Annotated in this window: 18 protein-coding genes and 1 pseudogene; 8 read left to right on the forward strand and 11 right to left on the reverse strand. The window is 57.0% G+C overall.

Going from position 1 to position 22,242, the window contains the following annotated elements; translation table 11 throughout:
• Position 1 precedes the first annotated feature (1 nt).
• The 3 genes from waaF to ACP3TY_RS23065 all read right to left on the reverse strand — a co-directional run bounded on the left by waaF (position 2) and on the right by ACP3TY_RS23065 (position 5,101).
• Entirely contained in the window at positions 2–1,036 is a 1,035-nt protein-coding gene (waaF, locus tag ACP3TY_RS23055; RefSeq protein WP_053116714.1) for a lipopolysaccharide heptosyltransferase II, read from the reverse strand.
• 1,003 nt (positions 1,037–2,039) lie between these two features.
• Entirely contained in the window at positions 2,040–4,979 is a 2,940-nt protein-coding gene (gene glnE / locus ACP3TY_RS23060; protein WP_426618564.1) for a bifunctional [glutamate--ammonia ligase]-adenylyl-L-tyrosine phosphorylase/[glutamate--ammonia-ligase] adenylyltransferase, read from the reverse strand.
• Complete coding sequence (locus ACP3TY_RS23065) at positions 4,976–5,101, reverse strand: hypothetical protein (RefSeq protein WP_276514720.1); 126 nt, start codon at positions 5,099–5,101, stop codon at positions 4,976–4,978. Before ACP3TY_RS23065 ends, glnE begins: the two co-directional genes overlap by 4 nt.
• Before the next feature lie 262 nt (positions 5,102–5,363).
• Between ACP3TY_RS23065 and aceE the strand changes: the two genes are divergently transcribed.
• From aceE to msrA, 5 genes are all read left to right on the forward strand, one after another.
• Positions 5,364–8,009, forward strand: a complete 2,646-nt coding sequence (gene aceE, locus ACP3TY_RS23070) for a pyruvate dehydrogenase (acetyl-transferring), homodimeric type (protein ID WP_008081364.1) — start codon at positions 5,364–5,366, stop codon at positions 8,007–8,009.
• Positions 8,010–8,020: 11 nt separating this feature from the next.
• On the forward strand, positions 8,021–9,994 hold the full coding sequence (gene aceF / locus ACP3TY_RS23075; protein WP_426618565.1) for a dihydrolipoyllysine-residue acetyltransferase: 1,974 nt from the start codon (positions 8,021–8,023) through the stop codon (positions 9,992–9,994).
• A gap of 266 nt (positions 9,995–10,260) precedes the next feature.
• Positions 10,261–11,658, forward strand: a complete 1,398-nt coding sequence (locus ACP3TY_RS23080) for an alkaline phosphatase D family protein (RefSeq protein WP_426618566.1) — start codon at positions 10,261–10,263, stop codon at positions 11,656–11,658.
• A gap of 254 nt (positions 11,659–11,912) precedes the next feature.
• Positions 11,913–14,609: a putative bifunctional diguanylate cyclase/phosphodiesterase gene (locus tag ACP3TY_RS23085; RefSeq protein WP_053116710.1), complete on the forward strand. Its 2,697-nt coding sequence runs from the start codon at positions 11,913–11,915 to the stop codon at positions 14,607–14,609.
• A gap of 184 nt (positions 14,610–14,793) precedes the next feature.
• The gene (msrA, locus tag ACP3TY_RS23090; RefSeq protein WP_053116709.1) at positions 14,794–15,459 is read left to right on the forward strand and encodes a peptide-methionine (S)-S-oxide reductase MsrA; all 666 of its coding nucleotides are present in this window, start codon (positions 14,794–14,796) and stop codon (positions 15,457–15,459) included.
• Positions 15,460–15,588: 129 nt separating this feature from the next.
• Here the strand turns inward: msrA and ACP3TY_RS23095 are convergent, their stop codons facing one another.
• A complete protein-coding gene (locus ACP3TY_RS23095) occupies positions 15,589–16,428 on the reverse strand; it encodes a 23S rRNA (adenine(2030)-N(6))-methyltransferase RlmJ (protein WP_053116708.1) in 840 nt (279 codons plus the stop codon).
• 167 nt (positions 16,429–16,595) lie between these two features.
• A pseudogene (locus ACP3TY_RS23100) lies at positions 16,596–16,775 on the reverse strand (hypothetical protein); the annotation flags it as partial.
• 120 nt (positions 16,776–16,895) lie between these two features.
• On the opposite strand from ACP3TY_RS23100, the gene ACP3TY_RS23105 reads away from it, so the two are divergent.
• The 3 genes from ACP3TY_RS23105 to ACP3TY_RS23115 are packed head-to-tail and all read left to right on the forward strand — an operon-like array spanning position 16,896 to position 18,465.
• Positions 16,896–17,480 (forward strand): PAAR domain-containing protein, encoded by a 585-nt coding sequence (locus ACP3TY_RS23105; protein ID WP_212544868.1) that lies wholly within the window; start codon positions 16,896–16,898, stop codon positions 17,478–17,480.
• Positions 17,480–18,052, forward strand: a complete 573-nt coding sequence (locus ACP3TY_RS23110; RefSeq protein ID WP_426618567.1) for a type VI secretion system amidase effector protein Tae4 — start codon at positions 17,480–17,482, stop codon at positions 18,050–18,052. Before ACP3TY_RS23105 ends, ACP3TY_RS23110 begins: the two co-directional genes overlap by 1 nt.
• Positions 18,049–18,465: a hypothetical protein gene (locus tag ACP3TY_RS23115; RefSeq protein ID WP_212544866.1), complete on the forward strand. Its 417-nt coding sequence runs from the start codon at positions 18,049–18,051 to the stop codon at positions 18,463–18,465. Before ACP3TY_RS23110 ends, ACP3TY_RS23115 begins: the two co-directional genes overlap by 4 nt.
• A gap of 67 nt (positions 18,466–18,532) precedes the next feature.
• On the opposite strand, the gene ACP3TY_RS23120 is transcribed toward ACP3TY_RS23115, so the two are convergent.
• The 6 genes from ACP3TY_RS23120 to ACP3TY_RS23145 form a co-directional block, all read right to left on the reverse strand.
• The gene (locus ACP3TY_RS23120) at positions 18,533–18,850 is read right to left on the reverse strand and encodes a hypothetical protein (RefSeq protein ID WP_426618568.1); all 318 of its coding nucleotides are present in this window, start codon (positions 18,848–18,850) and stop codon (positions 18,533–18,535) included.
• Positions 18,851–19,169: 319 nt separating this feature from the next.
• Positions 19,170–19,847 carry a DUF4123 domain-containing protein gene (locus ACP3TY_RS23125; RefSeq protein ID WP_426618569.1) on the reverse strand — a complete coding sequence of 226 codons (678 nt, stop codon included), beginning with the start codon at positions 19,845–19,847 and terminating at the stop codon, positions 19,170–19,172.
• A 171-nt stretch (positions 19,848–20,018) separates the two neighbouring features.
• Complete coding sequence (locus tag ACP3TY_RS23130) at positions 20,019–20,408, reverse strand: hypothetical protein (protein ID WP_426618570.1); 390 nt, start codon at positions 20,406–20,408, stop codon at positions 20,019–20,021.
• Between the two features lie 117 nt (positions 20,409–20,525).
• The gene (locus ACP3TY_RS23135; protein WP_426618571.1) at positions 20,526–20,909 is read right to left on the reverse strand and encodes a hypothetical protein; all 384 of its coding nucleotides are present in this window, start codon (positions 20,907–20,909) and stop codon (positions 20,526–20,528) included.
• Between the two features lie 9 nt (positions 20,910–20,918).
• Complete coding sequence (locus tag ACP3TY_RS23140) at positions 20,919–21,290, reverse strand: hypothetical protein (protein ID WP_426618572.1); 372 nt, start codon at positions 21,288–21,290, stop codon at positions 20,919–20,921.
• 124 nt (positions 21,291–21,414) lie between these two features.
• A complete protein-coding gene (locus ACP3TY_RS23145; protein WP_426618573.1) occupies positions 21,415–21,930 on the reverse strand; it encodes a hypothetical protein in 516 nt (171 codons plus the stop codon).
• Positions 21,931–22,242 lie beyond the last annotated feature (312 nt).

Here is a 22,242-nt window from a genome sequence, read left to right on the forward strand (position 1 = left end):
CTTAATGAACCTCGACCACAGAGCCCTGCAATTTCTGCAAGGCATCGTTGACCGCGTCCGGCATCAGCTGGCGCAGGCAGTTGTAATGGCCGAAGCGGCAGGTACGGTCGAAGCATGGGCTGCAATCGAGACCCAGACGCACCACTTCAACGTGCTCGGCCAACGGCGGGGTGAAGCCCGGCGAGGTCGAGCCGTAGACCGCGACCAGTGGACGGTTCAGGGCGGCGGCGACGTGCATCAGGCCGGAGTCATTGGAGACCACCGAGTCGGCGCAGGACATCAGGTCGATGGCCTCGGCCAGCGAGGTGCCGCCGCTGAGGTTGACCGATTCTTCGCGCAAGCCCGGGATCAATCGGGCGCGAATGTCTTCGCCGACCGCGTGATCGTTTTTCGAGCCGAACAGCCACACCTGCCAGCCTTCGCGGATTCGCGCTTCGGCGACTTTCGCGTAGTGCTCGGACGGCCAACGTTTGGACTCGCCGAACTCGGCGCCGGGGCACAGGGCCAATACCGGGCGATCGAGGCTCAGGCCGAACTTGGCCAGCGCGGCTTCGCGGGTGACCGGGTCGATTTGCAGGCTTGGGCGTGGATAGGGTTTCGGCAGCTCGGCGTTCGGCTCATAGGCCAAAGCCATGAAACGCTCGATCATCAGCGGATAGCGTTCTTTGTCGAGGGTGCGCACGTCGTTGAGCAAGCCGTAACGGAATTCGCCACGCCAGCCGGTGCGTTTCGGGATGCCGGCGAAGAACGGCACCAGCGCCGATTTCAGCGAGTTGGGCAGCAGGATCGCCTGATCGTACTGACCGCGCAGGGATTTGCCGATGCGCCGACGCGTCGCCAGTTCCAGCGCGCCATGGCCGAGCGGGAAGCTCAAGGCCTGGCGCACTTCGGGCATGCGCTCAAGGATCGGCCGGCTCCACTCGGGGGCCAGCACGTCGATTTCGCATTGCGGGTGGCGCTGTTTGAGACACTGAAACAGTGTCTGCGCCATCACCATGTCACCGACCCAACTGGGCCCAACGATCAGAATATTCATGTGGTTTCCAAAAACGAACCGGGGAGGCAATTACGCCTCCCCGCCTCGAGAATTCTACAAACACTGTAGATCTACTGTGGGAGCGAGCCTGCTCGCGAAAGGGTCTTCACATTCAACATTATTGTCGTCTGATACTCCGCTATCGCTGGCAAGCCAGCTCCCACAGGGTTTTGCATCCGTTCCAACATCTGCGATTTACCGCAGATCTATTGTAGGAGTGAGCCTGCTCGCGAAGGGGCCGGCACATCCAAAATCAATGCTGCCTGACACTCCGCCTTCGCGAGCAGGCTCACTCCTACAGGTTTTGCATCCGTTCCAACATCTGCATTTCACCGCAGATCTATTGTGGGAGCGGGCTTGCTCGCGAAGAGGCCAGCACATCCAACATCGATACTGCCTGACACTCCGCCTTCGCGAGCAGGCTCGCTCCTACAGGGTTTTGCACTCACTCCAACATCTGCATTTCAGCGCAGATCTATTGTAGGAGTGAGCCTGCTCGCGAAGGGGCCGGCACATTCAACATCGATGTTGCCTGACACTCCGCTTTCGCGAGCAGGCTCGCTCCTACAGGGTTTTGCATCCGTTCCAACATCTGCATTTCAGCGCAGATCTATTGTAGGAGTGAGCCTGCTCGCGAAGAGGCCGGCACATCCAACATCGATGTCGCCTGACACTCCGCCTTCGCGAGCAGGCTCGCTCCTACAGGGTTTTGCATTCGTTCCAACATCTGCATTTCAGCGCAGATCACTGTGGGAGTGAGCCTGCTCGCGAAGAGGCCGGCACATCCAAAATCAATGCTGCCTGACACTCCGCCTTCGCGAGCAGGCTCGCTCCCACAGGGTTTTGCATTCGTTCCAACATCTGCGATTCACCGCAGATCTATTGTAGGAGTGAGCCTGCTCGCGAAGGGGCCGGCACATTCAACATCGATGTTGCCTGACACTCCGCTTTCGCGAGCAGGCTCGCTCCCACCTTTTGAATTTCGTTGCCTTCATTGGCGGTTTCAGCTTAGCCCCATCTCTTTCCAGATCCGCAACACCTGTCGCCGTTCTTCGACGAACTGGTCGCCTGCAATCACCCCCGGATCCTTCTGCAAGGCCTGCCGGTGGGCGGCGGAGCGGTAGGCTTTGTAGGCCTCGCGCAACAGGCTGGCGTCTTCGGCAGGCATCAGCCCTTCGTGTTCCAGCTCTTCCGTGATGCGGATGTTATCGGTCCAGCGCAGCAATGGCGGGTGGTTGTGCGACCACGCCAGGGCCGCGTATTGCACCATAAATTCAATATCGACGATACCTCCGGCGTCCTGCTTGAGGTCGAACGGCGCCGTGGCGTCGAAGGCATTCGCCGCGGTGCCGGCCGCGGTGCTCTTGGTGCCGAGGTTGTCGCGCATCTTCGCGCGCATCTCGCTGACCTCCTGTTGCAACTTGGCCAGATCCCGCGCTTTGCCCAACACCTGCGCGCGAACCTTCTCGAACGCTTTGCCAACATCCTGACTGCCAACCAGCACCCGCGCCCGCACCAACGCCTGATGCTCCCACGTCCACGCTTCATTTTCCTGATAGCGGGCGAACGCGCCGAGCGAACTCACCAACAGTCCCGAAGCACCGGACGGCCGCAGACGCATATCCACTTCATACAACTGGCCAGAGTTGGTCTGCGCCGTCAGCAAGTGAATGATCCGCTGCCCCAGCCGGGTAAAGAACTGCGCGCCATCAATCGGTTTCGCCCCGTCGGTTTCCGCCTGCGGATCACCGTCATGGATAAACACCAGATCCAGATCGGAACCATGCCCCAGTTCCAGACCGCCGACTTTCCCATAACCGACAATGATGAAGCCGGGATCGCACAAGGTGCCGTCGGTGCGCAGCGGCGTGCCGTGTTTGGCCACGGTCTGGCGCCAGGCCAGGGCCAGCACTTGTTCAAGAATCGCCTCAGCGAGCCAGGTCAGGTAATCGCTGACTTTCATCAACGGCAGGCTGCCGGCGATTTCCGAGGCGGCGACGCGCAAACGGTGCGCCAATTTGAAATGACGCAGGGCTTCCATTTGTTGTTCGAGGTCGTCTTCGGGGATTCGCGTCAGCCGCTCGCGCAATTCGGCGGCCAATTCCGGCGCCAGGGGCGGCTTGAACAAACGCCCTTCGTTGAGCAATTCATCCATCAGCAGCGGGAAGCGAGTGATCTGCTCAGCAATCCACGGGCTCGCCGCGCACAACGTCAGCAAGCGGCGCAGCGCACCGGGGTTTTCCGTGAGCAAGACTAAATAAGCCGAACGCCGAGCGACCGCTTCCACCAGAGGCAATACGCGCTCAAGCACCAGATCGGGGTTGGCATGCTCAACCGCTTGCGCCAACAGGCGCGGAATAAACGCATCAAGGCGCTCACGCCCCAATCGCTGCATCGCGCGCAATTGCGGGCTGCCGCGCAAACCGGCCAGTGCCTTCAGGGCTTTGCTGGCATCAGCGAAACCGCCCTCTTCCAGCTGTCGGCAAGCCGCCTCTTCGTCCTGCTCCTCTTCCCACAACGGCAACCATTCACCGCCGACCACCACTTCGCTTTCGGTGCCTTCTTCCTCGTCGGGATCGGCAATCACCTGCGCAAAGTGCCAGGCGACGCGGCCGCGCCAGAACATCAGCTTCTCGTGGAAAGCGTCCCAATCGGCAAAGCCGAGCATGAAAGCAATGCGCGCCTGATCCTGCGCGCCGTCCGGCAGCATCTGCGTCTGACGGTCGGCAATCGCTTGAATCGCATGCTCGGTGTATCGCAGAAATTCGTAACCTTCACGCAACTCGCTGATCACCGCTGGCGGCAGGTAGCCCTGCCCTTCCAGCGTGCTCAACACCTTTAATAGAGGACGCTGTTGCAGACTCAGGTCGCGGCCACCGTGGATCAACTGAAAGGCCTGAGCAATAAACTCGACCTCACGAATCCCGCCGGAGCCGAGCTTGATATTGTCGGCCATGCCCTTGCGCCGCACTTCCTGCTGGATGAGCTGCTTCATGGTGCGCAGCGCTTCGATCGCCGAGAAGTCCAGGTAACGCCGATAGACAAATGGCCGCAGCATGTCGAGCAACTGCGCGCCCGCGACCTGATCGCCGGCCACCACCCGCGCCTTGATCATCGCGTAGCGTTCCCAGTCGCGGCCCTGATCCTGGTAATACTGTTCCAGCGCATTGAAGCTCAGCACCAGCGCGCCGGAGGAACCGTACGGGCGCAGGCGCATGTCGACGCGGAACACAAAGCCGTCGACGGTCATCGGATCCAGTGCCTTGATCAGGCGCTGGCCGAGACGAATGAAAAACTCCTGATTATCCAGCGAGCGTTTCACGCCCACCGTTTCGCCGCCCTCGGGGTAGGCAAAAATCAAATCGATGTCGGAGGACAGGTTCAGCTCGACCGCGCCGAGCTTGCCCATGCCGAGGATGACCATGGGCTGCGGCTCACCGCTGCGGCGACCGGTCGGCGTGCCGAATTGTTCGCAATGGCGGCTGTACAACCATTGATAAGCCTGGTCGATGGTGGCGTCGGCCATGTCCGAGAGGTCGCGGCAGGTCTGCACCAGATCGGCCTGTCGGGTGAGGTCACGCCAGATGATCCGCACTTGATGGCGCGCCCGTTGGCGACGCAGGGCGCGACCGAGTTCGTCTTCGGTCTGTGCCGCGTTCACCGCAGCGGAAATCTGCGCACACAATTCACCCGGTGCGAACGGCCGGTCGAGTTCGCCAGACTGCACCAGCGCGAGCAACATCAAAGGGTCACGAACGCTCTGTTCAATGACGAACTCGCTGGCAGCGGTGACGCGGGCGAATTGCGCCCAGCGTTCTGGCGTCCAGGTCGAGAAGCCGTGATCGTCTTCCAGTTCGGCGACGGCCGTACGGAACGACTGTTCGGATCGAGTGACCAACGGCAGGAGGATGGCAGGCAGTTCGGCAAGCACGGGCAGGGTCATGGTCTATCCTTGATCGGCGTGTAATCAGCCGCTTGTAGTGAATGGTGAAAACCCGCTACCTGAAGGACTGTCGAACAAAAGTTAGAAATAGCTGAAATTTCTTCTTCTTTAGCATCCAGCATCAAAGTTTCACCTTTTACGGATGGCAATCGACCAACCTTAACGATTATTCTCACAACGCAGTCAGAGGCCACAAGCCTTTCATCTGTAGTTTTACTACTCGTCTATACATCCGAAAGGCTGAAATGCTCAAAGATTTGTAGTAAAACTACACGCCGCCGGAACAACCTGTCGGCAATCCAAGAATTTTAAATCGTCTGCCCACAAGGCCAGTCGCAAACTCAGGCAACCGATTCTGGAAGCCTTTCCGCCCTGGAGCAAGCCATGCAAGACCTCGATCCCGTCGAAACCCAGGAATGGCTGGACGCCCTGGAATCGGTTCTCGACAAAGAAGGCGAAGACCGTGCTCACTATCTGATGACCCGTATGGGTGAACTGGCAACCCGCAGCGGTTCGCAGCTCCCTTACGCCATCACCACGCCTTACCGCAACACCATCCCGGTAACCCACGAAGCACGCATGCCTGGCGACCTGTTCATGGAACGCCGCATTCGCTCGCTGGTACGCTGGAACGCGATGGCCATGGTAATGCGTACGAACCTGAAAGATTCCGACCTCGGTGGTCACATCTCCAGCTTCGCTTCCAGTGCGACCCTGTATGACATCGGCTTCAACTACTTCTTCCAGGCCCCGACCGACGAACACGGCGGCGACCTGATCTACTTCCAGGGCCACACCTCGCCAGGCGTTTACGCCCGTGCGTTCATGGAAGGCCGTATCACCGAAGACCAGATGAACAACTTCCGCCAGGAAGTCGACGGACAGGGCCTGTCGTCCTACCCGCACCCTTGGCTGATGCCTGACTTCTGGCAGTTCCCGACCGTATCGATGGGTCTGGGTCCGATTCAAGCGATCTACCAGGCACGTTTCATGAAGTACCTGGAACACCGCGGTTTCATCCAGCCGGGCAAACAGAAAGTCTGGTGCTTCCTGGGCGACGGCGAGTGCGACGAGCCGGAATCCCTGGGCGCGATCTCCCTGGCCGGCCGCGAGAAGCTGGATAACCTGATCTTCGTCATCAACTGCAACCTGCAGCGCCTCGACGGCCCGGTTCGCGGCAACGGCAAGATCATCCAGGAGCTCGAAGGCGTGTTCCGCGGTGCTCAGTGGAACGTGACCAAAGTCATCTGGGGCCGTTTCTGGGACCCACTGCTGGCCAAAGACGTCGACGGCATCCTGCAACGTCGCATGGACGAAGTCATCGACGGCGAGTATCAGAACTACAAAGCCAAAGACGGCGCGTTCGTTCGCGAGCACTTCTTCAACACGCCAGAACTCAAGGCGATGGTTGCTGATCTGTCCGACGACGAGATCTGGAAACTCAACCGTGGCGGCCACGACCCGTACAAGGTCTATGCGGCGTACCACGAAGCGGTCAACCACAAAGAACAACCAACCGTCATCCTCGCCAAGACCATCAAAGGTTATGGCACCGGTGCCGGCGAAGCGAAAAACACTGCGCACAACACCAAGAAAGTCGACGTCGACAGCCTGAAGTTGTTCCGCGATCGTTTCGACATCCCGGTCAAGGACGAAGAGCTGGAGAACCTGCCGTTCTTCAAGCCAGAGCCAAACAGCGCCGAAGCCCGCTACCTCAGCGAGCGTCGCACTGCACTGGGCGGTTTCGTGCCACAGCGCCGCGCACAAAGCTTCAGCGTGCCGACGCCGGATCTGGACACCCTCAAGGCCATCCTTGACGGTTCCGGCGACCGTGAAATTTCCACCACCATGGCCTTCGTGCGGATCCTCGCGCAACTGGTCAAGGACAAGGAAATCGGCCCGCGCATCGTTCCGATCATCCCGGACGAAGCCCGTACCTTCGGTATGGAAGGCATGTTCCGTCAGCTCGGCATCTACTCGTCCGTCGGCCAGCTCTACGAGCCAGTCGATAAAGACCAGGTGATGTTCTACAAGGAAGACCAGAAAGGTCAGATCCTTGAAGAAGGCATCAACGAAGCAGGCGCCATGAGCTCGTTCATCGCCGCCGGTACTTCGTACTCCAGCCACAACCAGCCGATGCTGCCGTTCTACATCTTCTACTCGATGTTCGGCTTCCAGCGTATCGGTGACCTGGCCTGGGCCGCTGGCGACAGCCGTACCCGTGGCTTCCTGATCGGCGGCACCGCCGGCCGTACCACCCTGAACGGTGAAGGTCTGCAACACGAAGACGGTCACAGCCACCTGCTGGCTGCAACCATCCCGAACTGCCGCACCTACGATCCAACCTACGGCTACGAGCTGGCGGTGATCATTCAGGACGGCATGAAGAAGATGACCGAAGAGCAACAGGACATCTTCTATTACATCACCGTGATGAACGAGTCGTACCAGCAGCCAGCCATGCCGGCCGGTGCCGAAGAAGGCATCAAGAAAGGCATGTACCTGCTCGAAGAAGACACCCGCGATGCGGCGCACCACGTACAGCTGATGGGCTCCGGCACCATCCTGCGTGAAGTCCGTGAAGCGGCGAAGATCCTGCGTGAAGAGTTCAACGTTGGCGCTGACGTGTGGAGCGTTACCAGCTTCAACGAACTGCGTCGCGACGGCCTCGCTGTCGAGCGCAGCAACCGTCTGAAGCCGGGCCAGAAGCCTAAGCTGAGCTACGTCGAAGAGTGCCTGAACGGCCGTAAAGGTCCGGTCATCGCCTCTACCGACTACATGAAACTGTTCGCCGAGCAGATCCGTCAGTGGGTACCGTCGAAGGAATTCAAAGTCCTCGGCACCGACGGTTTCGGCCGCAGCGACAGCCGCAAGAAACTGCGTCATTTCTTCGAAGTTGACCGTCATTTCGTGGTGTTGGCAGCCCTGGAAGCACTGGCTGACCGTGGTGATATCGAACCTAAGGTTGTGGCTGAAGCCATCACCAAGTTCGGCATCGACCCGGAAAAACGCAACCCACTGGACTGCTGAGGAGACATTTTGTGAGCGAACTCATTCGCGTACCTGACATCGGCAGCGGTGAAGGTGAAGTAATTGAACTGTTTGTGAAGGTCGGCGACCGTATCGAAGCCGACCAGAGCATCCTGACCCTGGAATCGGACAAGGCCAGCATGGAAGTGCCGGCCCCGAAAGCCGGCGTCATCAAAAGCCTGAAAGTGAAGCTGGGCGACCGTCTGAAAGAAGGCGACGAACTGCTTGAGCTGGAAGTCGAGGGCGCCGCTGAAGCGGCCCCTGCTCCGGCTGCTGCACCGGCTAAAAAGGCTGAAGAAAAACCGGCCGCCGCTCCTGCTGCTGCCGCTCCTGCTGCTGCCGCGCCAGCCGCTGCCCCTGCTGCCGCTTCGGTTCAGCAAGTGCACGTGCCGGACATCGGTTCTTCGGGCAAGGCGCAGATCATCGAGATTCAGGTCAAGGTCGGCGACACCGTCGAAGCTGATCAATCGCTGATCACGCTGGAATCCGACAAGGCGAGCATGGAAATCCCGTCGCCTGCCGCTGGCGTGGTCAAGGCCATCAGCGTCAAGCTCAACGACGAAGTCGGCACTGGCGACCTGATTCTGGATCTGGAAGTGGCGGGTGCTGCGGCCCCTGCTGCGGCCGCTCCGGCTCAGGCTGCTGCACCGGCCGCTGCCGCTGCGCCTGCTCCGGCAGCCGCGCCAGCCGCTCCGGTTGCTGACAGCGTTCAGGACATCCACGTTCCGGACATCGGTTCGTCGGGCAAAGCCAAGATCATCGAAGTGTTGGTCAAGGCTGGCGACACCGTTGAAGCTGACCAGTCGCTGATCACCCTGGAATCCGACAAGGCGAGCATGGAAATTCCATCGCCTGCCGCTGGCGTGGTGGAAAGCGTTTCCATCAAGCTGGATGACGAAGTCGGTACCGGCGACCTGATTCTGAAGCTGAAAGTCAAAGGCGCGGCCCCTGCTGCTGCCCCGGCGCCAGCTGCCGCCGCTGCTCCAAGTGCTCCTGCCGCTGCTGCTCCGGCTGCCGCTGCGCCTGCACCTGCTGCCGCTCCAGCCGCCCCGGCCAAGCCGGGCGCCAAAGTTCACGCCGGCCCAGCCGTGCGTCAACTGGCCCGTGAGTTCGGCGTCGAGCTGAACGCTGTCGGCGCCAGCGGCCCGCACGGTCGTATCTTGAAAGAAGACGTGCAGGTTTACGTCAAAGCGATGATGCAGAAGGCCAAGGAAGCACCGGCCGCTGCTGCTGGCGCAACCGGTGGCGCGGGCATCCCGCCGATTCCGGTCGTCGATTTCAGCCGTTTCGGCGAAATCGAAGAAGTGCCGATGACTCGCCTGATGCAGATCGGCGCGTCGAGCCTGCACCGCAGCTGGCTGAACATCCCGCACGTGACTCAGTTCGATTCGGCTGATATCACCGAGCTGGAAGCATTCCGCGTTGCACAGAAAGCCGTTGCAGAGAAGGCCGGCGTCAAGCTGACCATCCTGCCGCTGTTGCTCAAGTCGTGCGCGCACATGCTCAAGGAGCTGCCGGACTTCAACAGTTCGCTGGCACCAAGCGGCAAAGCGATCATCCGCAAGAAGTACATCAACATCGGCTTCGCCGTCGACACCCCGGATGGCCTGCTGGTACCGGTCATCAAGAACGTCGACCAGAAGAGCCTGCTGCAACTGGCAGCCGAAGCCGCTGCGCTGGCCGCCAAGGCCCGCGACAAGAAGCTCACCGCTGACGACATGCAAGGCGCCTGCTTCACCATTTCCAGCCTCGGCCACATTGGCGGCACCGGCTTCACGCCGATCGTCAACGCGCCGGAAGTGGCGATCCTCGGTGTTTCCAAGGCAACCATCCAGCCAGTCTGGGACGGCAAAGCCTTCCAGCCGAAACTGATGCTGCCGCTGTCGTTGTCCTACGATCACCGTGTGATCAACGGCGCCGCTGCCGCACGCTTCACCCAGCGTCTGGGCAGCCTGCTGGCGGACATCCGTACCATCCTGCTGTAATCCCAAGTGGCCCTCCAGCAATGGAGGGCCACTTGTGTTTCACGTTTTCGAGCGCCACACGCTCGTACCTCAACCCCGTCAGTTTGACGGGGCTTTTTTTTGCCTGAAATTCGCTTCTTATACTTTTCCCACACATTGCGCTGACATCGGCTACAGCCCGAGTCAACTTCGTGCCGATCTTTTTATCCAAACGCCAACTAGTCTTGGCACAGCACAGTCAAACTACCTTTTAGTTTTATCTGACACTCATTCGAATGGATTCGAACATGTTAAAACCGACTATCGGCCCGATTATTGGCCACGTTACAACTAACCAGGCGCGGATATTTATTCGCGGCGAGTTTCAAAAAGATCTTCAGGTGTTCGCCGGCATTCGTTACCGGGCCAGCGACACGCCACAATGGACTAAAGGCATTTTTGCCAAACTCGACGAATCTCGCGACATGTCCAATGTGATCGCACTTAATAACTTGGATGAAGACACCGAATACGAATATCAAACCGGCTGGTTCAGCCCGATGAGTCCGGTACACACCGTCGACAGCGTCGCCGAGCTACCGCTGCAATGGCCGCGCGAGATCTATCGCTTCCGCACCCGCTCCGGCGAATCATTGCAGCCGCGCGCCTACATCGTTGGTTCGTGTCGTTACCTGCGCATGACGGCAGGGGTTGCGGTGCTGCCGCAGTTGGGTGACCGAATCTTTGCTTCAATCCGTCAATTGATTGAGGGGATACAACCACCCATCAGTGCAATGCTGATGACCGGCGATCAGATCTATGTCGACGACCTCAACTTGATTGCGCCTGATCACGAATACAAAGATATTCTCGCAAAGTACCGCGCAGCTTTTTCGCAACCCAACATAAAGCGCTTAATGTCGGAAACTTCGACGTACATGATTCTCGACGACCATGAAATCGAGGACAATTGGCCGGCGAATGCCGAAGCAGGTGACGACGCGTTATATAACAACGCCACCAAAGCCTATGAACTGTATCAAGCCAGCCATAGCCCGGCCTGTTCTTTGGCAACTAACGGCCAAGTTGATCATTCATCTGTCCAGCATTATTGGTATCAATTCAGCGACGGCGATCTCGAATGGTTTGTCACCGACAGCCGCACCCGACGCAACTTGTCGGCCGATGATCGACGCATCCTAGACGACGAACAGGAGCAAGCGCTGCTGGACTGGCTGATCAACAGCACGGCGCGGGTCAAATTCGTGGTCACCAGCGTGATGTTCTACCCGGACGGCAAAGGCCTTGGCGAAGATGCGTGGAAAGCTTTTCCGGAGCAGCGTCTGCGCTTGCTGGAAACCATCCGTACCCGGCGGATCAGCAATGTCATCTTTATTTCCGGCGACGTGCACGGCTCGATGACTGCGCGCCTGACGCACAGTGAAGATCACGATTTCGAAGTGCACACCGTGGTGTCATCGCCGCTGTGCAACAGCAAACTGCTGCCGTATGCCAAGGCGTCCACTTTCATTCTGGATCAGCCGTTGGTGCGCACGGCGGCGGGCGATTATGTGCATGAGTTGACGAGCGAGGTGATCAGTCAGGATAACTTCGCGCACATGGTGGTCGAGGCTGAGCGGATTGTGGTGAATTACCATGATCGCGATGGCAAGCCATTGCAGTCGATTGCGATAGATCTGCGCTAAACCTTAAAAGATCGCAGCCTTCGGCAGCTCCTACATTTGACCTCGTTCCCCTGTAAGAGCTGCCGAAGGCTGCGATCTTTTGCTGTTTTCAAATAGACGCTGGAGAAATGTTCACTCCAGCCGACATATTCTTATAGCACTTGGCCTTCATCACTCTTGTCAGTCAGTGCTGCAATGATGCAACCTTGCCGCAGGCAACGTTTAAGAGGGCGAGAGCCCGGCGCGTTCAGCATATTTCCAAGCGAGTTCCCTTCATGAAGAGCCAACCCGATGCCGCCAGCCGTATGGTGGCCGAGGTAGTGACGCAGTTGCCTGTGCCCTCGCGGCTCGGCATGCTGCGTTTCGAGCGCTTGAATGAAGCCAGTTGGGCGATGCTCTTTCTCGATCCGAATTGCGAACGCCAGTTCGGCCAGCCCGCTGTCGAGCTGTGCGCTCTGGTCGGTTCGCCTTACGCCAGCCTGATGGAACCGGAAGCGCGCTATCAACTGCACGACGCGATCCAGCAACAACTCGGCGCCAGCCCGCATTATCTGGTGCGTTACACCCTGCACACCCCGGCCGGCGCGCTGAATATTCTTGAACTGGGCGAAGCCTACAAACAACACAATCGTCACCTGCTGCGCGGCTATTTGCTGGCGGTCGATGACGTCTTCGACGATGCGCCGCTGCAACCCTCGGTCGACCTCGAAACCCAGAACTCGCGCCTGCAAATCGCCCTCGAACTGAACCAGCGCGCGCAGCAGGAACAACTGCTGCATCTGGAGCGTGTCCGCGCCCAGCAGGATTTGATTTTGCTGCTCGCCCGTCAGCGCTACAGCACGCACAATTCCTTGCAGGAAGCCGCCGAACTGATCACCCGCTGCGCCTGCGATATCTATGAAATCGACTGCGCCAGCCTGTGGAACCTCGAAGGCCAGCAACTGGTGCCGATCTCGGCGTACCACCGTACGACGCAGGAATACATCCTGCCGGACGTGATCGACGTCAGCACCTTCCCCGATTACATGGAAGCGTTGCAGAGCAGCCGCGCCATCGATGCGCACAACGCGATGCGTGACCCGCGTACCCGCGAAATGGCCGAAGCCCTGCGCCCGCGCGACGTCAACGCGATGCTCGATGCCAGCATTCGTGTCGATGGTCAGGTCGTCGGCGTGTTGTGCCTGGAACAGACCGGCGTCACTCGGGCCTGGCAGTCCGACGAGATCGCCTTCGCCGGCGAGTTGGCCGACCAGTTCGCGCAAGTCATCAACAACCACAACCGCCGCACCGCCACCAGCGCCCTGCACCTGTTCCAGCGTGCGGTCGAGCAAAGCGCCAACGCGTTTTTGCTGGTCAATTGCGACGGCGTGGTCGAGTACGTCAACCCGAGCTTCACCGCGATCACCCAGTACACCACCGAGGAAGTCCACGGCCAGCGCCTATCCGAGCTGCCAGCCTTGGAAAACCTTAGCGAGCTGCTGTTCGATGCCCCTTCCGCACTGGCCAAGAGCAACAGTTGGCAGGGCGAATTCAAGAGCCGCCGGAAAAACCTCGAACCGTACTGGGGCCAGTTGTCGATCTCCAAGGTCTACGGCGACAACCGTGAGCTGACGCATTACATCGGCATTTACGAAGACATCACCCAGACCAAGCTCGCGCAACAGCGCATCGAGCGCCTGGCCTATACCGACAACCTGACCAACCTCGGTAACCGTCCGGCGTTTATCCGCAATCTGGACGAACGCTTCGCCCGGGATAGCGATACCCCGATCAGCCTGTTGCTGGTCGACATCGACAACTTCAAGCGCATCAACGACAGCCTCGGCCACCAGACCGGCGACAAACTGCTGATCAGCCTGGCCCGGCGTCTGCGCAACAGCCTCAGCCCAAGTGGCAGCCTCGCGCGATTCGCCAGTAACGAATTTGCCGTGCTGCTCGACGACACCGATCTGGCGACTGGTCAGCAGATCGCCAACCAATTGTTGGCGACGCTGGATAAACCGATGTTCGTCGACAACCAGTTGATCAGTGTCACCGGCTCGGTCGGTCTGGCCTGTGCACCGCTGCACGGTCGCGACCCGCAAACCCTGATGCGTAACGCCGGTCTTGCTCTGCATAAGGCCAAGGCCAACGGCAAACATCAGGTGCAAGTCTTCACCGAAGCGCTGAACGCCGAGGCCAGTTACAAACTGTTCGTCGAGAACAACCTGCGCCGCGCCCTCACCCAGAACGAGCTGGACGTGTTCTATCAGCCCAAGTTGTGCCTGCGCAGCGGTCGCTTGCTGGGCATGGAAGCGCTGTTGCGCTGGAACCACCCGGAACGCGGGATGATCCGCCCGGATCAGTTCATCAGCGTAGCCGAAGAGACCGGGCTGATCATTCCGATCGGCAAGTGGATCGCGCGTCAGGCTTGCCGCATGAGCAAAGCGCTGACCGCTGCCGGCATGGGCAATCTGCAAGTGGCGATCAACCTGTCGCCGAAACAGTTTTCCGACCCGGATCTGGTCGCCTCCATCGCCAACATCCTCAAGGAAGAAGCGCTGCCGGCCCATCTGCTCGAACTGGAACTGACCGAAGGTTTGCTGCTGGAAGCCACTGAGGACACGCACTTGCAGCTTGATCAGCTCAAGCGTCTGGGCCTGACCTTGGCCATGGACGACTTCGGTACCGGTTATTCGTCGCTGAGTTATTTGAAGAAATTCCCGATCGACATCATCAAGATCGATCGCAGCTTTATCCACGAAATCCCCGACAACCAGGACGACATGGAAATCACCTCAGCGGTGATCGCCATGGCGCACAACCTCAAGCTCAAGGTTGTGGCGGAAGGCATCGAGACCGCCGAGCAACTGGCGTTCCTCCGTCGCCATCGCTGCGACGTCGGCCAGGGCTACCTGTTCGACCGCCCGATCCCCGGCGGCGAGCTGATTCAGGCCCTCAAGCGCTACCCGCGCGGCCCGCTCGCCCTCTAACCCCCCGCCGCCCTCTCATGTAGGAGCTGCCGAAGGCTGCGATCTTTTGATCCTGTTTTTTTAAAGACAAGATCAAAAGATCGCAGCCTTCGGCAGCTCCTACATTGGATAGTGCGAAGTCGGGCATCATTGGGCACACTGGCGGTCTGACTTTTTACATCCAACCTGACTGAGAGGACTGATCATGGTTCTGCGCTCGGAAATTCTGGTGAACAAAAACGTGCTTCCAACCAAAGAACAAGCTCTGCCCGGCCGCGAAACCGCGATGACCCTGCCTGAAAAACACTTCGTGTTTGAAGACACCCCGCTGCTCGGCCCGTTTTTCCAGGACGTCGATTTTGCGATCTTTGGTCTCGGTTGCTTCTGGGGCGCCGAGCGCCGCTTCTGGCAGCGCGAAGGCGTGGTCAGCACGGTCGTCGGTTACGCTGGCGGCTTCACCCCGAACCCGACCTACGAAGAAGTCTGCTCAGGCCTGACCGGCCACTCCGAAGTGGTGCTGGTGGTGTTCGACAAGGATAAAGTCAGCTACGAAGAGCTGCTGGCGATGTTCTGGGAACTGCACAACCCGACGCAAGGCATGCGTCAGGGCAACGACATCGGCACGCAGTACCGCTCGGTGATCTACGCGACTTCGCCAGAGCATCTGGACGCGGCGCTGAAGAGCAAAGCGGTGTATCAGGCTGAATTGTCGAAGGCTGGCCTGGGTGAAATCAGCACCGAGATCGAACAAGCGCCGACCGTGTACTTCGCCGAGACGTATCACCAGCAGTATCTGGCGAAGAATCCTGAAGGTTATTGCGGGATTGGCGGCACCGGCGTGTGCATGCCACCGAGTCTGGCGGGTAATTAAAGCCTGAAAGCAAAAGATCGCAGCCTTCGGCAGCCCCTACAGGAGATCAGTGATCGTCCGCACATTTGTGGACGACCCCACCCCCTGTAGGAGCTGCCGCAGGCTGCGATCTTTTGATCTTGCCGTTGATCAGCTCTCAGCAATCAACCAATCCATCTGCCAGCCACCCTGAGTCTGCCCCAGTTTCTTCGACAACCACGGCAGCAACTCACGCAGTTCTTCCTCCAGCCCCCACGGCGGATTGGCAATCGCCATTCCGGAGCCGTTCAGACTGTTCGGCGTATCCAGCGGATGCACCAGCAACTCCACGCGCAACAGCTTCGGCGCGCCGCTCCCGGCCAGATCCTGATAGAAACGACGCAGCGCACGCTGGTCTTTCACCGGATACCAGATCGCCGCCACCGTTTGGCGCATGCGGCCAATGGCCTCTTTCAACGACGCCGCGCAGCGCTGCATCTCATCAAGCTGTTCGAACGGCGGATCGATCAGCATCACCGCGCGCTTCTCCTGCACCGGCAACATCGCCCGCGCCACATGCCAACCCTCGCCGAGGTGAACCTTGACCCGACGATCACCGGCCATGTTGTCCTTGAGCAGCACGCCGTCTTCCGGGTGCTTCTCGTTGAGCATCACCCGATCCTGCGGCCGCGTCAGACGCCGCGCCAGCTCCGGCGAACCCGGATAGTAGCGCAACTGGCCATCCGGATTCATCTCGTGCAGCACTTTCATGTAATCGGCGGTCAGCGCCGGCAGATCCGGCTGATCCCACAAGCGCGCGATGCCCTCCAGGTACTCGCCGGTGCGATTCGCCTGATCGCCCTGCAAGTCATACAGACCGATGCCGGCGTGGCTGTCGAGATAGGCAAACGGCTGCTCCTTGCGCGACATCAAGGCGATGAGGCGGGTCAAGGTCAGGTGTTTGAACACATCGGCGTGATTGCCGGCATGGAAGGCGTGACGATAATTCATGGCTGCTCCTGCGAAGGGCGCAAAGTTTACCTTTTACCGCGCGGCAAGTCAGGGGTTGGCGGCTGAGCGGGCCTCAACATCAAAAGATCGCAGCCTTCGCTAGCTCTACAGGGTGACCCCTAGTTCCCGTGTAGGAGCTGCCGAAGGCTGCGATCTTTTGATCTTTTTCAGGCGGGCATGCTGCTCAACCGCTTACCGATGACATCCAGCACATCACAGCCATCACGTAGCGGAATCACACACAGCATGGCGAAATCGCTGAGGATGACGGAGTCGCACTCGATCTAGCCGCGCATGCACATGTTTTCCAGCACTTGAATCACGGCGCGCAGATGGTGGTTAAAGGCGATGTCTCGTAAAGCCCGAGCAACATCAAGAAACATTTTGCGGCAGCATAACCATCGTCGCACAAGCGAAGGGAATGCGAATATCCGTATCACTTAAAACCTGTAAAGAGGGAAATTTACATGGGAAGAAAGGTGATCGGTATCGGCGCCCCTACATCAACCGGGGGCGCGGTTCTGGAAGGAAACATCGGAATCAACATTGATTACGCGGTGAGCACTTCATCTCTCGGCCATATGGCCAGCTGTCCCGTATGCCCTCCGGGTAAAGGCCCGATTGTCGCGGTAGGCCCGCGAACTATCACTCTGCCTGCAGGACTGGTTGCGCTTGAGGGTGATTATGTAGCGTGTGGCTGTCCGCCGAAATCCAACACTGTTCTCTTTGCTCAATCCTCCGTCTTTGGTGGAGGCGAACATAGCGCTGCAAGCTTCTCTCCCATCATTCCTTTGGTCCCCAAACCGAAAAGTATTCAACGCATAACGTTTTCATATGGAGCCAACCAAACTCCGGTGGACTCGGTGTCGCGCTTTTATACCGACTTGAATATTCATGTGAAAACTTCCGGCTATTCACCCGGCGAGACCGTTACCGTGACGATCAGCGGTGCAACCGAAAAAGCGCTGTCTGGCACCGTGGGCCCGAAAGGTATAGCGATCATTCCAAACGCTTTTGAGGCTGAAGCCTTTGACATGGAGGGAGAAATTTAATGGCTCAGCTCAATATCAGTGCCGGTGGAGTCACCTCCAACATCCTCGTAAAAAGGCCAAAATTCAGCACCTTGTGGACAGCCTACGCAGAAGTTGGTCTTAAAAGCTCGATTGATGTGTACGCGCTCGTAGGAGGCAATGTCGAAGCTGCCAGAGCAGAAAAACCTGATGCTTACGCAAACGCATGCGCTCTGAGGATAAGTAGAGGGTTTAACTATGGTGGATACAAAGTACCGAAAGGAACGATCATTCCAAGCAAATCCATCTATCGTCTTGCTGGTGCGGATCAACTCCCCTATATCATGAAAGTTGCAGATTTTCTGGCTTTCCTGAAACATAATTGGGGTGCTCCGGATCGTGAGTTGATAATGAGCGAGGCAAATTACATCAATGGTAAGAGAGGCGTGATTATCATGGAGATCAATGGCTGGAGCGATGCGACGGGTCATGCGACTTTGTGGAACGGTAGCGCGACCGGCGATAACAGTGACTACCACCGCTCAGACAGTCACACTTACGATACGCCAGACGTAAAGCTGGAAAAAATCAATTTCTGGGAGTTAAAGGGATGAAATTCCAGCTGCTTATCGCAATAGGCATTCTTGGCCTGTCCGCTAACGCCATTTCAAGTGAAGCAGATCTCAATAGTGCAAGAACCTCACTGAAGAATTACGGCCTAGCTAACTGCATATCGAATCAATTCAAGAGTGCATCAGATATCAAGTCAGACCTCGGACTTGCGATTGGCGCTTACTCAGTTATGGGCAAAGGGGAACACGCCATATTGCAGAATGAGGACACACTGGAAGTCACCCACGACCCCTACCTCGAAACCGAAAAATTCGTGACAGAGGCGTACACGAAGACATCTTCAATCAGCAAACAGTCGGGCAAAAATATCGTGTTCTATTCTTGCCTCGAAATTTACAACTCTCCTGCGTTCGACGCTTTTATCAAGTCACAGGATCAGTACCTACAGAATTAAAATTCTCACAGGTGGTTAGTGATCCTTCCATCTACCAAGGCAGGAAGGATCTGTCACAACACCGGCGTTAAGGCATGCTGCGCAGGCGCCTGCCGATGACATCAAGCACATCACAACCGTCGCGCAAGGGGATCACGCAGAGCTGGGCGAAGTCGCTGAGGATGACGGAGTCGCATTCGACCGAGCCGCGCATGCACATGTTTTCCAGCACTTGAGCCACAGCGCGGAGGCGGTAGTTGGCGGCGTCCATGAGGATGTCGAGCGGCGCATGAGTGTCGATGAACAGCGTGGGCATATCGCTGCAGTTGCTGGTCAGGGCCATGAAGCGGTTGTCGGGATGGGGAGTGACTTTTTTGTAGGGTGGATCGGGTTTTAAATTTTTCAATGGACTGACTCCTAACGTATGAACTGGAGCCGCCACTTTTACTTCCACGCAATAGGTGGCGGCTGTACGCAGGTGTGGAAGACCGGGACGTTAGGCACCCGGCGCACTCGAAAGCGCCCCGCGCACAGCCACCATAAAAACAGAGAGCAAAGAATGCCTGCCTGGTGGTGCTTCATGCGCCTAACGATAAAAGGGCTTCCACGCCCTGCCACCGAATTTGCGGTGACAGCCAAAAGACTATCCCTGCAACCCACCGCCCACCAGTTCATGGAAACCGCCGCAACTCGAAGGAAAAGTCCGACACCTTCGCCCGGAAATCTTACTTATCTTCGTCCCGCAAATAGGCCAACAACGCTAACTGCGACGAATCTTCCGACACCGAAACCTGAAAAAACTGCCTGACCTTGCAACGCAAAACCGGCTCGGGAAACGCTTCGAAAATTGGCGGATGTTCCTCGCTCAGCCACTGCAGAGTATTGCTGACCCGGACTTCGTCACCCGTCGAAACCAACACCGAATCCGGCACCTTCCACCAAGGAAAAACTCGTCCAGAAACCTGCGCCACGCCACCGATATCAATTGCCTGACCATTGATCAAACCGCGCGAGATAACCGGCAACAGCTGCACCGAATCTACTGCATCAGACTGCAGAATCGGCAACAGAAAACGTCCATCCCAGAATCGAAAAAACACCGTTTTCCCGTCCGGCATCAGTACCTGAGTCAAGCTGCGAAAATGCTCGACCACCACTTCAGGACTCGCCGAAGACACTGCCAACCAGCCCCAATCGCGGGACTCGGTAGTCGCCACCCAATCGAGAAACTCACTGTCCACAGCGACAATTCCCACGAAGGGCATCACCGTATCCCACTCAGCGTAAATAGTGTCCGCCCAAATCGGACTTGGCGCTTGTGCGGTAGTTGACCCGCTCCAGACCTTGAACGGCTCGCCATCGCTGGTGCTGCTGAGAACTGCAAACAGTTGTTCATCGGCCATTAGCGGCTGACGCTGTAACCAATGCTGGGGAATCAGTTTATTCATTCAAGGGCCTATGCAGCTCTCGACAATATCGAGAATGCCGTTATCTACAAAAACAAATGGCTGAGTTACAAACTAGCGTAAAGAGACAACCTGAATGACAAAAACAGATTGATCATCGAAAAGTGGTTAACTCAACCAACCATTAACCTTCCCCAACACCACACCGATTATTGCAATGGCGCTTAACACCAACATCATCCAATTGGAAAATAAAATTATCCGCCGCAAGCCTACCGGCAAGGCTTCGTAATCCTTGGCGTCCAGCTCACCATTTCGTATGGATTTACGCGAGAAGATCATGAGCGTGCCCACACTACTAATAAATAGAAATCGGCCAATCGGCTCCCACCCCAAGGTGCGTTTTCTAGAAATAACAGCCGGCGAATTGCTCAAATACTCAAAGATATCCCGCGCAAAAAAATAAGCGACAAACAGCAAAATCAAGGACGACAGAAAAATAAGTGCAATCAATACCAAACCACTCAACAGGAAGAGTATTTCAATATCAGATCTCATTTCTGGATTTCATAGACAACATCTGCCCCTTGCTCGCCCCACTCCCCGAATGGATAGCAAAACCCATTCAATTAAGACTTACCAACAGAAAAAAAATCTATTTAATCAATAAAAAATTCATTCAATCCAACCCATATACTTATAACCAGCCAAAAGCACAATCATTGCCCCACCTCCCCCGAGCGCAGAAAGATAACAAATACGAACAGCCATCATTAATTCACGGGGAAAATTCAGATAGTCGTCCTTATCCAAAGCGCCACCCCTAATGGCCAAAGATGGAAAGAGCATGAAAGAACCTATACAAATCAAGACAAAATAAGCACCGAAAAATGAAAAAGACTTACTGACCCAAACTCCACTGGATCTACCAAGAAGATCCAGAATTCTCTGCATCTTAAAAAAATACAAATAAACGTGACCAAAAAAAGATATAAGCCCCAGCCCTAAAAATAAAGCACCAAACGTCAAGACAAACCAAATTTCGTCATCATCAGTCATGTGTAAAAGTCAGCGATACAAAACATACATAACCACCATAAGCGCAGCCAGCAACCACATAGAATAGTTACAAAATCTGATTAATGCCTTCAAACCGCATGGAAACCGTTCGTAATCTTGAGCATTCAGGATCTGCTTTCTTATTGAGCGACGAGGAATGATTAGCATCATGCTGATATGCCCGAGGAGTGCCAATCGCGAGAGTGGATCAAGACTCAAACGCATTGATCTACCGATTACAGCAGGAGAATTATTTAAATAGCCCAATATCTCTTTAATTCGACAATATGCAAGATAGAACATCAGAGCCAAGCATAAGACAAACAATGCAGCCAATGTCAAAACCACACATACATAAACTTCATTCAGTGCTATTTTCATTGCGCAGTCTCATATAACAATTCACCCACCCACTCACCGAATAGAGCACCACCCTCGCCCCCGGCCAATGCACCCACGCCTGTCAAAGCGAGACCACAAGCAACTCCACCGACCCCGACAGTACCTATACCGATGACTGCGCAAGCGGAGCCACCATCATTGCGCCGCCCCATCCACCGGCAACATTACCGCCCAATTTCCCGGCCTCAGTGAACTTGGCCCTCCTGCATGCCTCCTCCGTTCCTGCGCGACAAGTATCTTTAATCTTGAACCCGGCAGCACCCGCACCTAAACCAATTCCAATCCAGCCACCCAGTTTCATAACCTTGCTAGCCTTGCTGACGCCATCAATATGCGTCGCATATCCAGGAATCCCGGCTGAAGTACCAGCCTTGCTCCAGTGATGGACGAGGCTGCGACTAGAAATACCTAGCGCACTCCTCAGACTCGGATGATTGGGCAAACCGACTGTTTTACGCACCAAGGGACTTAAACTGTTATCAAGTTGCGTCATCAACTGTTTGCGCGTGGCAAAGAAATCCGCCCCCTGCAGCTTGCCATGCTTGTCGAATGTCTGTTTATGCAAAACCTCCAACTCACCCAAAGTCTCGGCGAGTTTCTTAAGATGACTACCAAACATCGCCGAACCGATCCCCACCCCAGTCGAACCCTACGATAAAAACGACTCAATCTCCCCATGATGCCGCGCCATGAACTCCGCCTCCGCATCATTCATCGGCGCCAACACGGCATCAACTTTCTGCGCCGCCTCCATCAATAACGCCTCTTCCCGAGTGCATTGCGTATTACGCGGATCGCTCAGAACGATCAGTTGCCCAGGTTTGGCGTATTGGCTGAGCTGCGGATTCAGACTGCGGAATTTCTCCAGCACGGCCGGATCCGGCTGCGGGAACAGTGTGGATTCCAGTGCAGACCGAGACATTCCCTGTTC

The organism is Pseudomonas rustica, from assembly GCF_049959085.1.
Taxonomy (GTDB): domain Bacteria; phylum Pseudomonadota; class Gammaproteobacteria; order Pseudomonadales; family Pseudomonadaceae; genus Aquipseudomonas; species Aquipseudomonas rustica.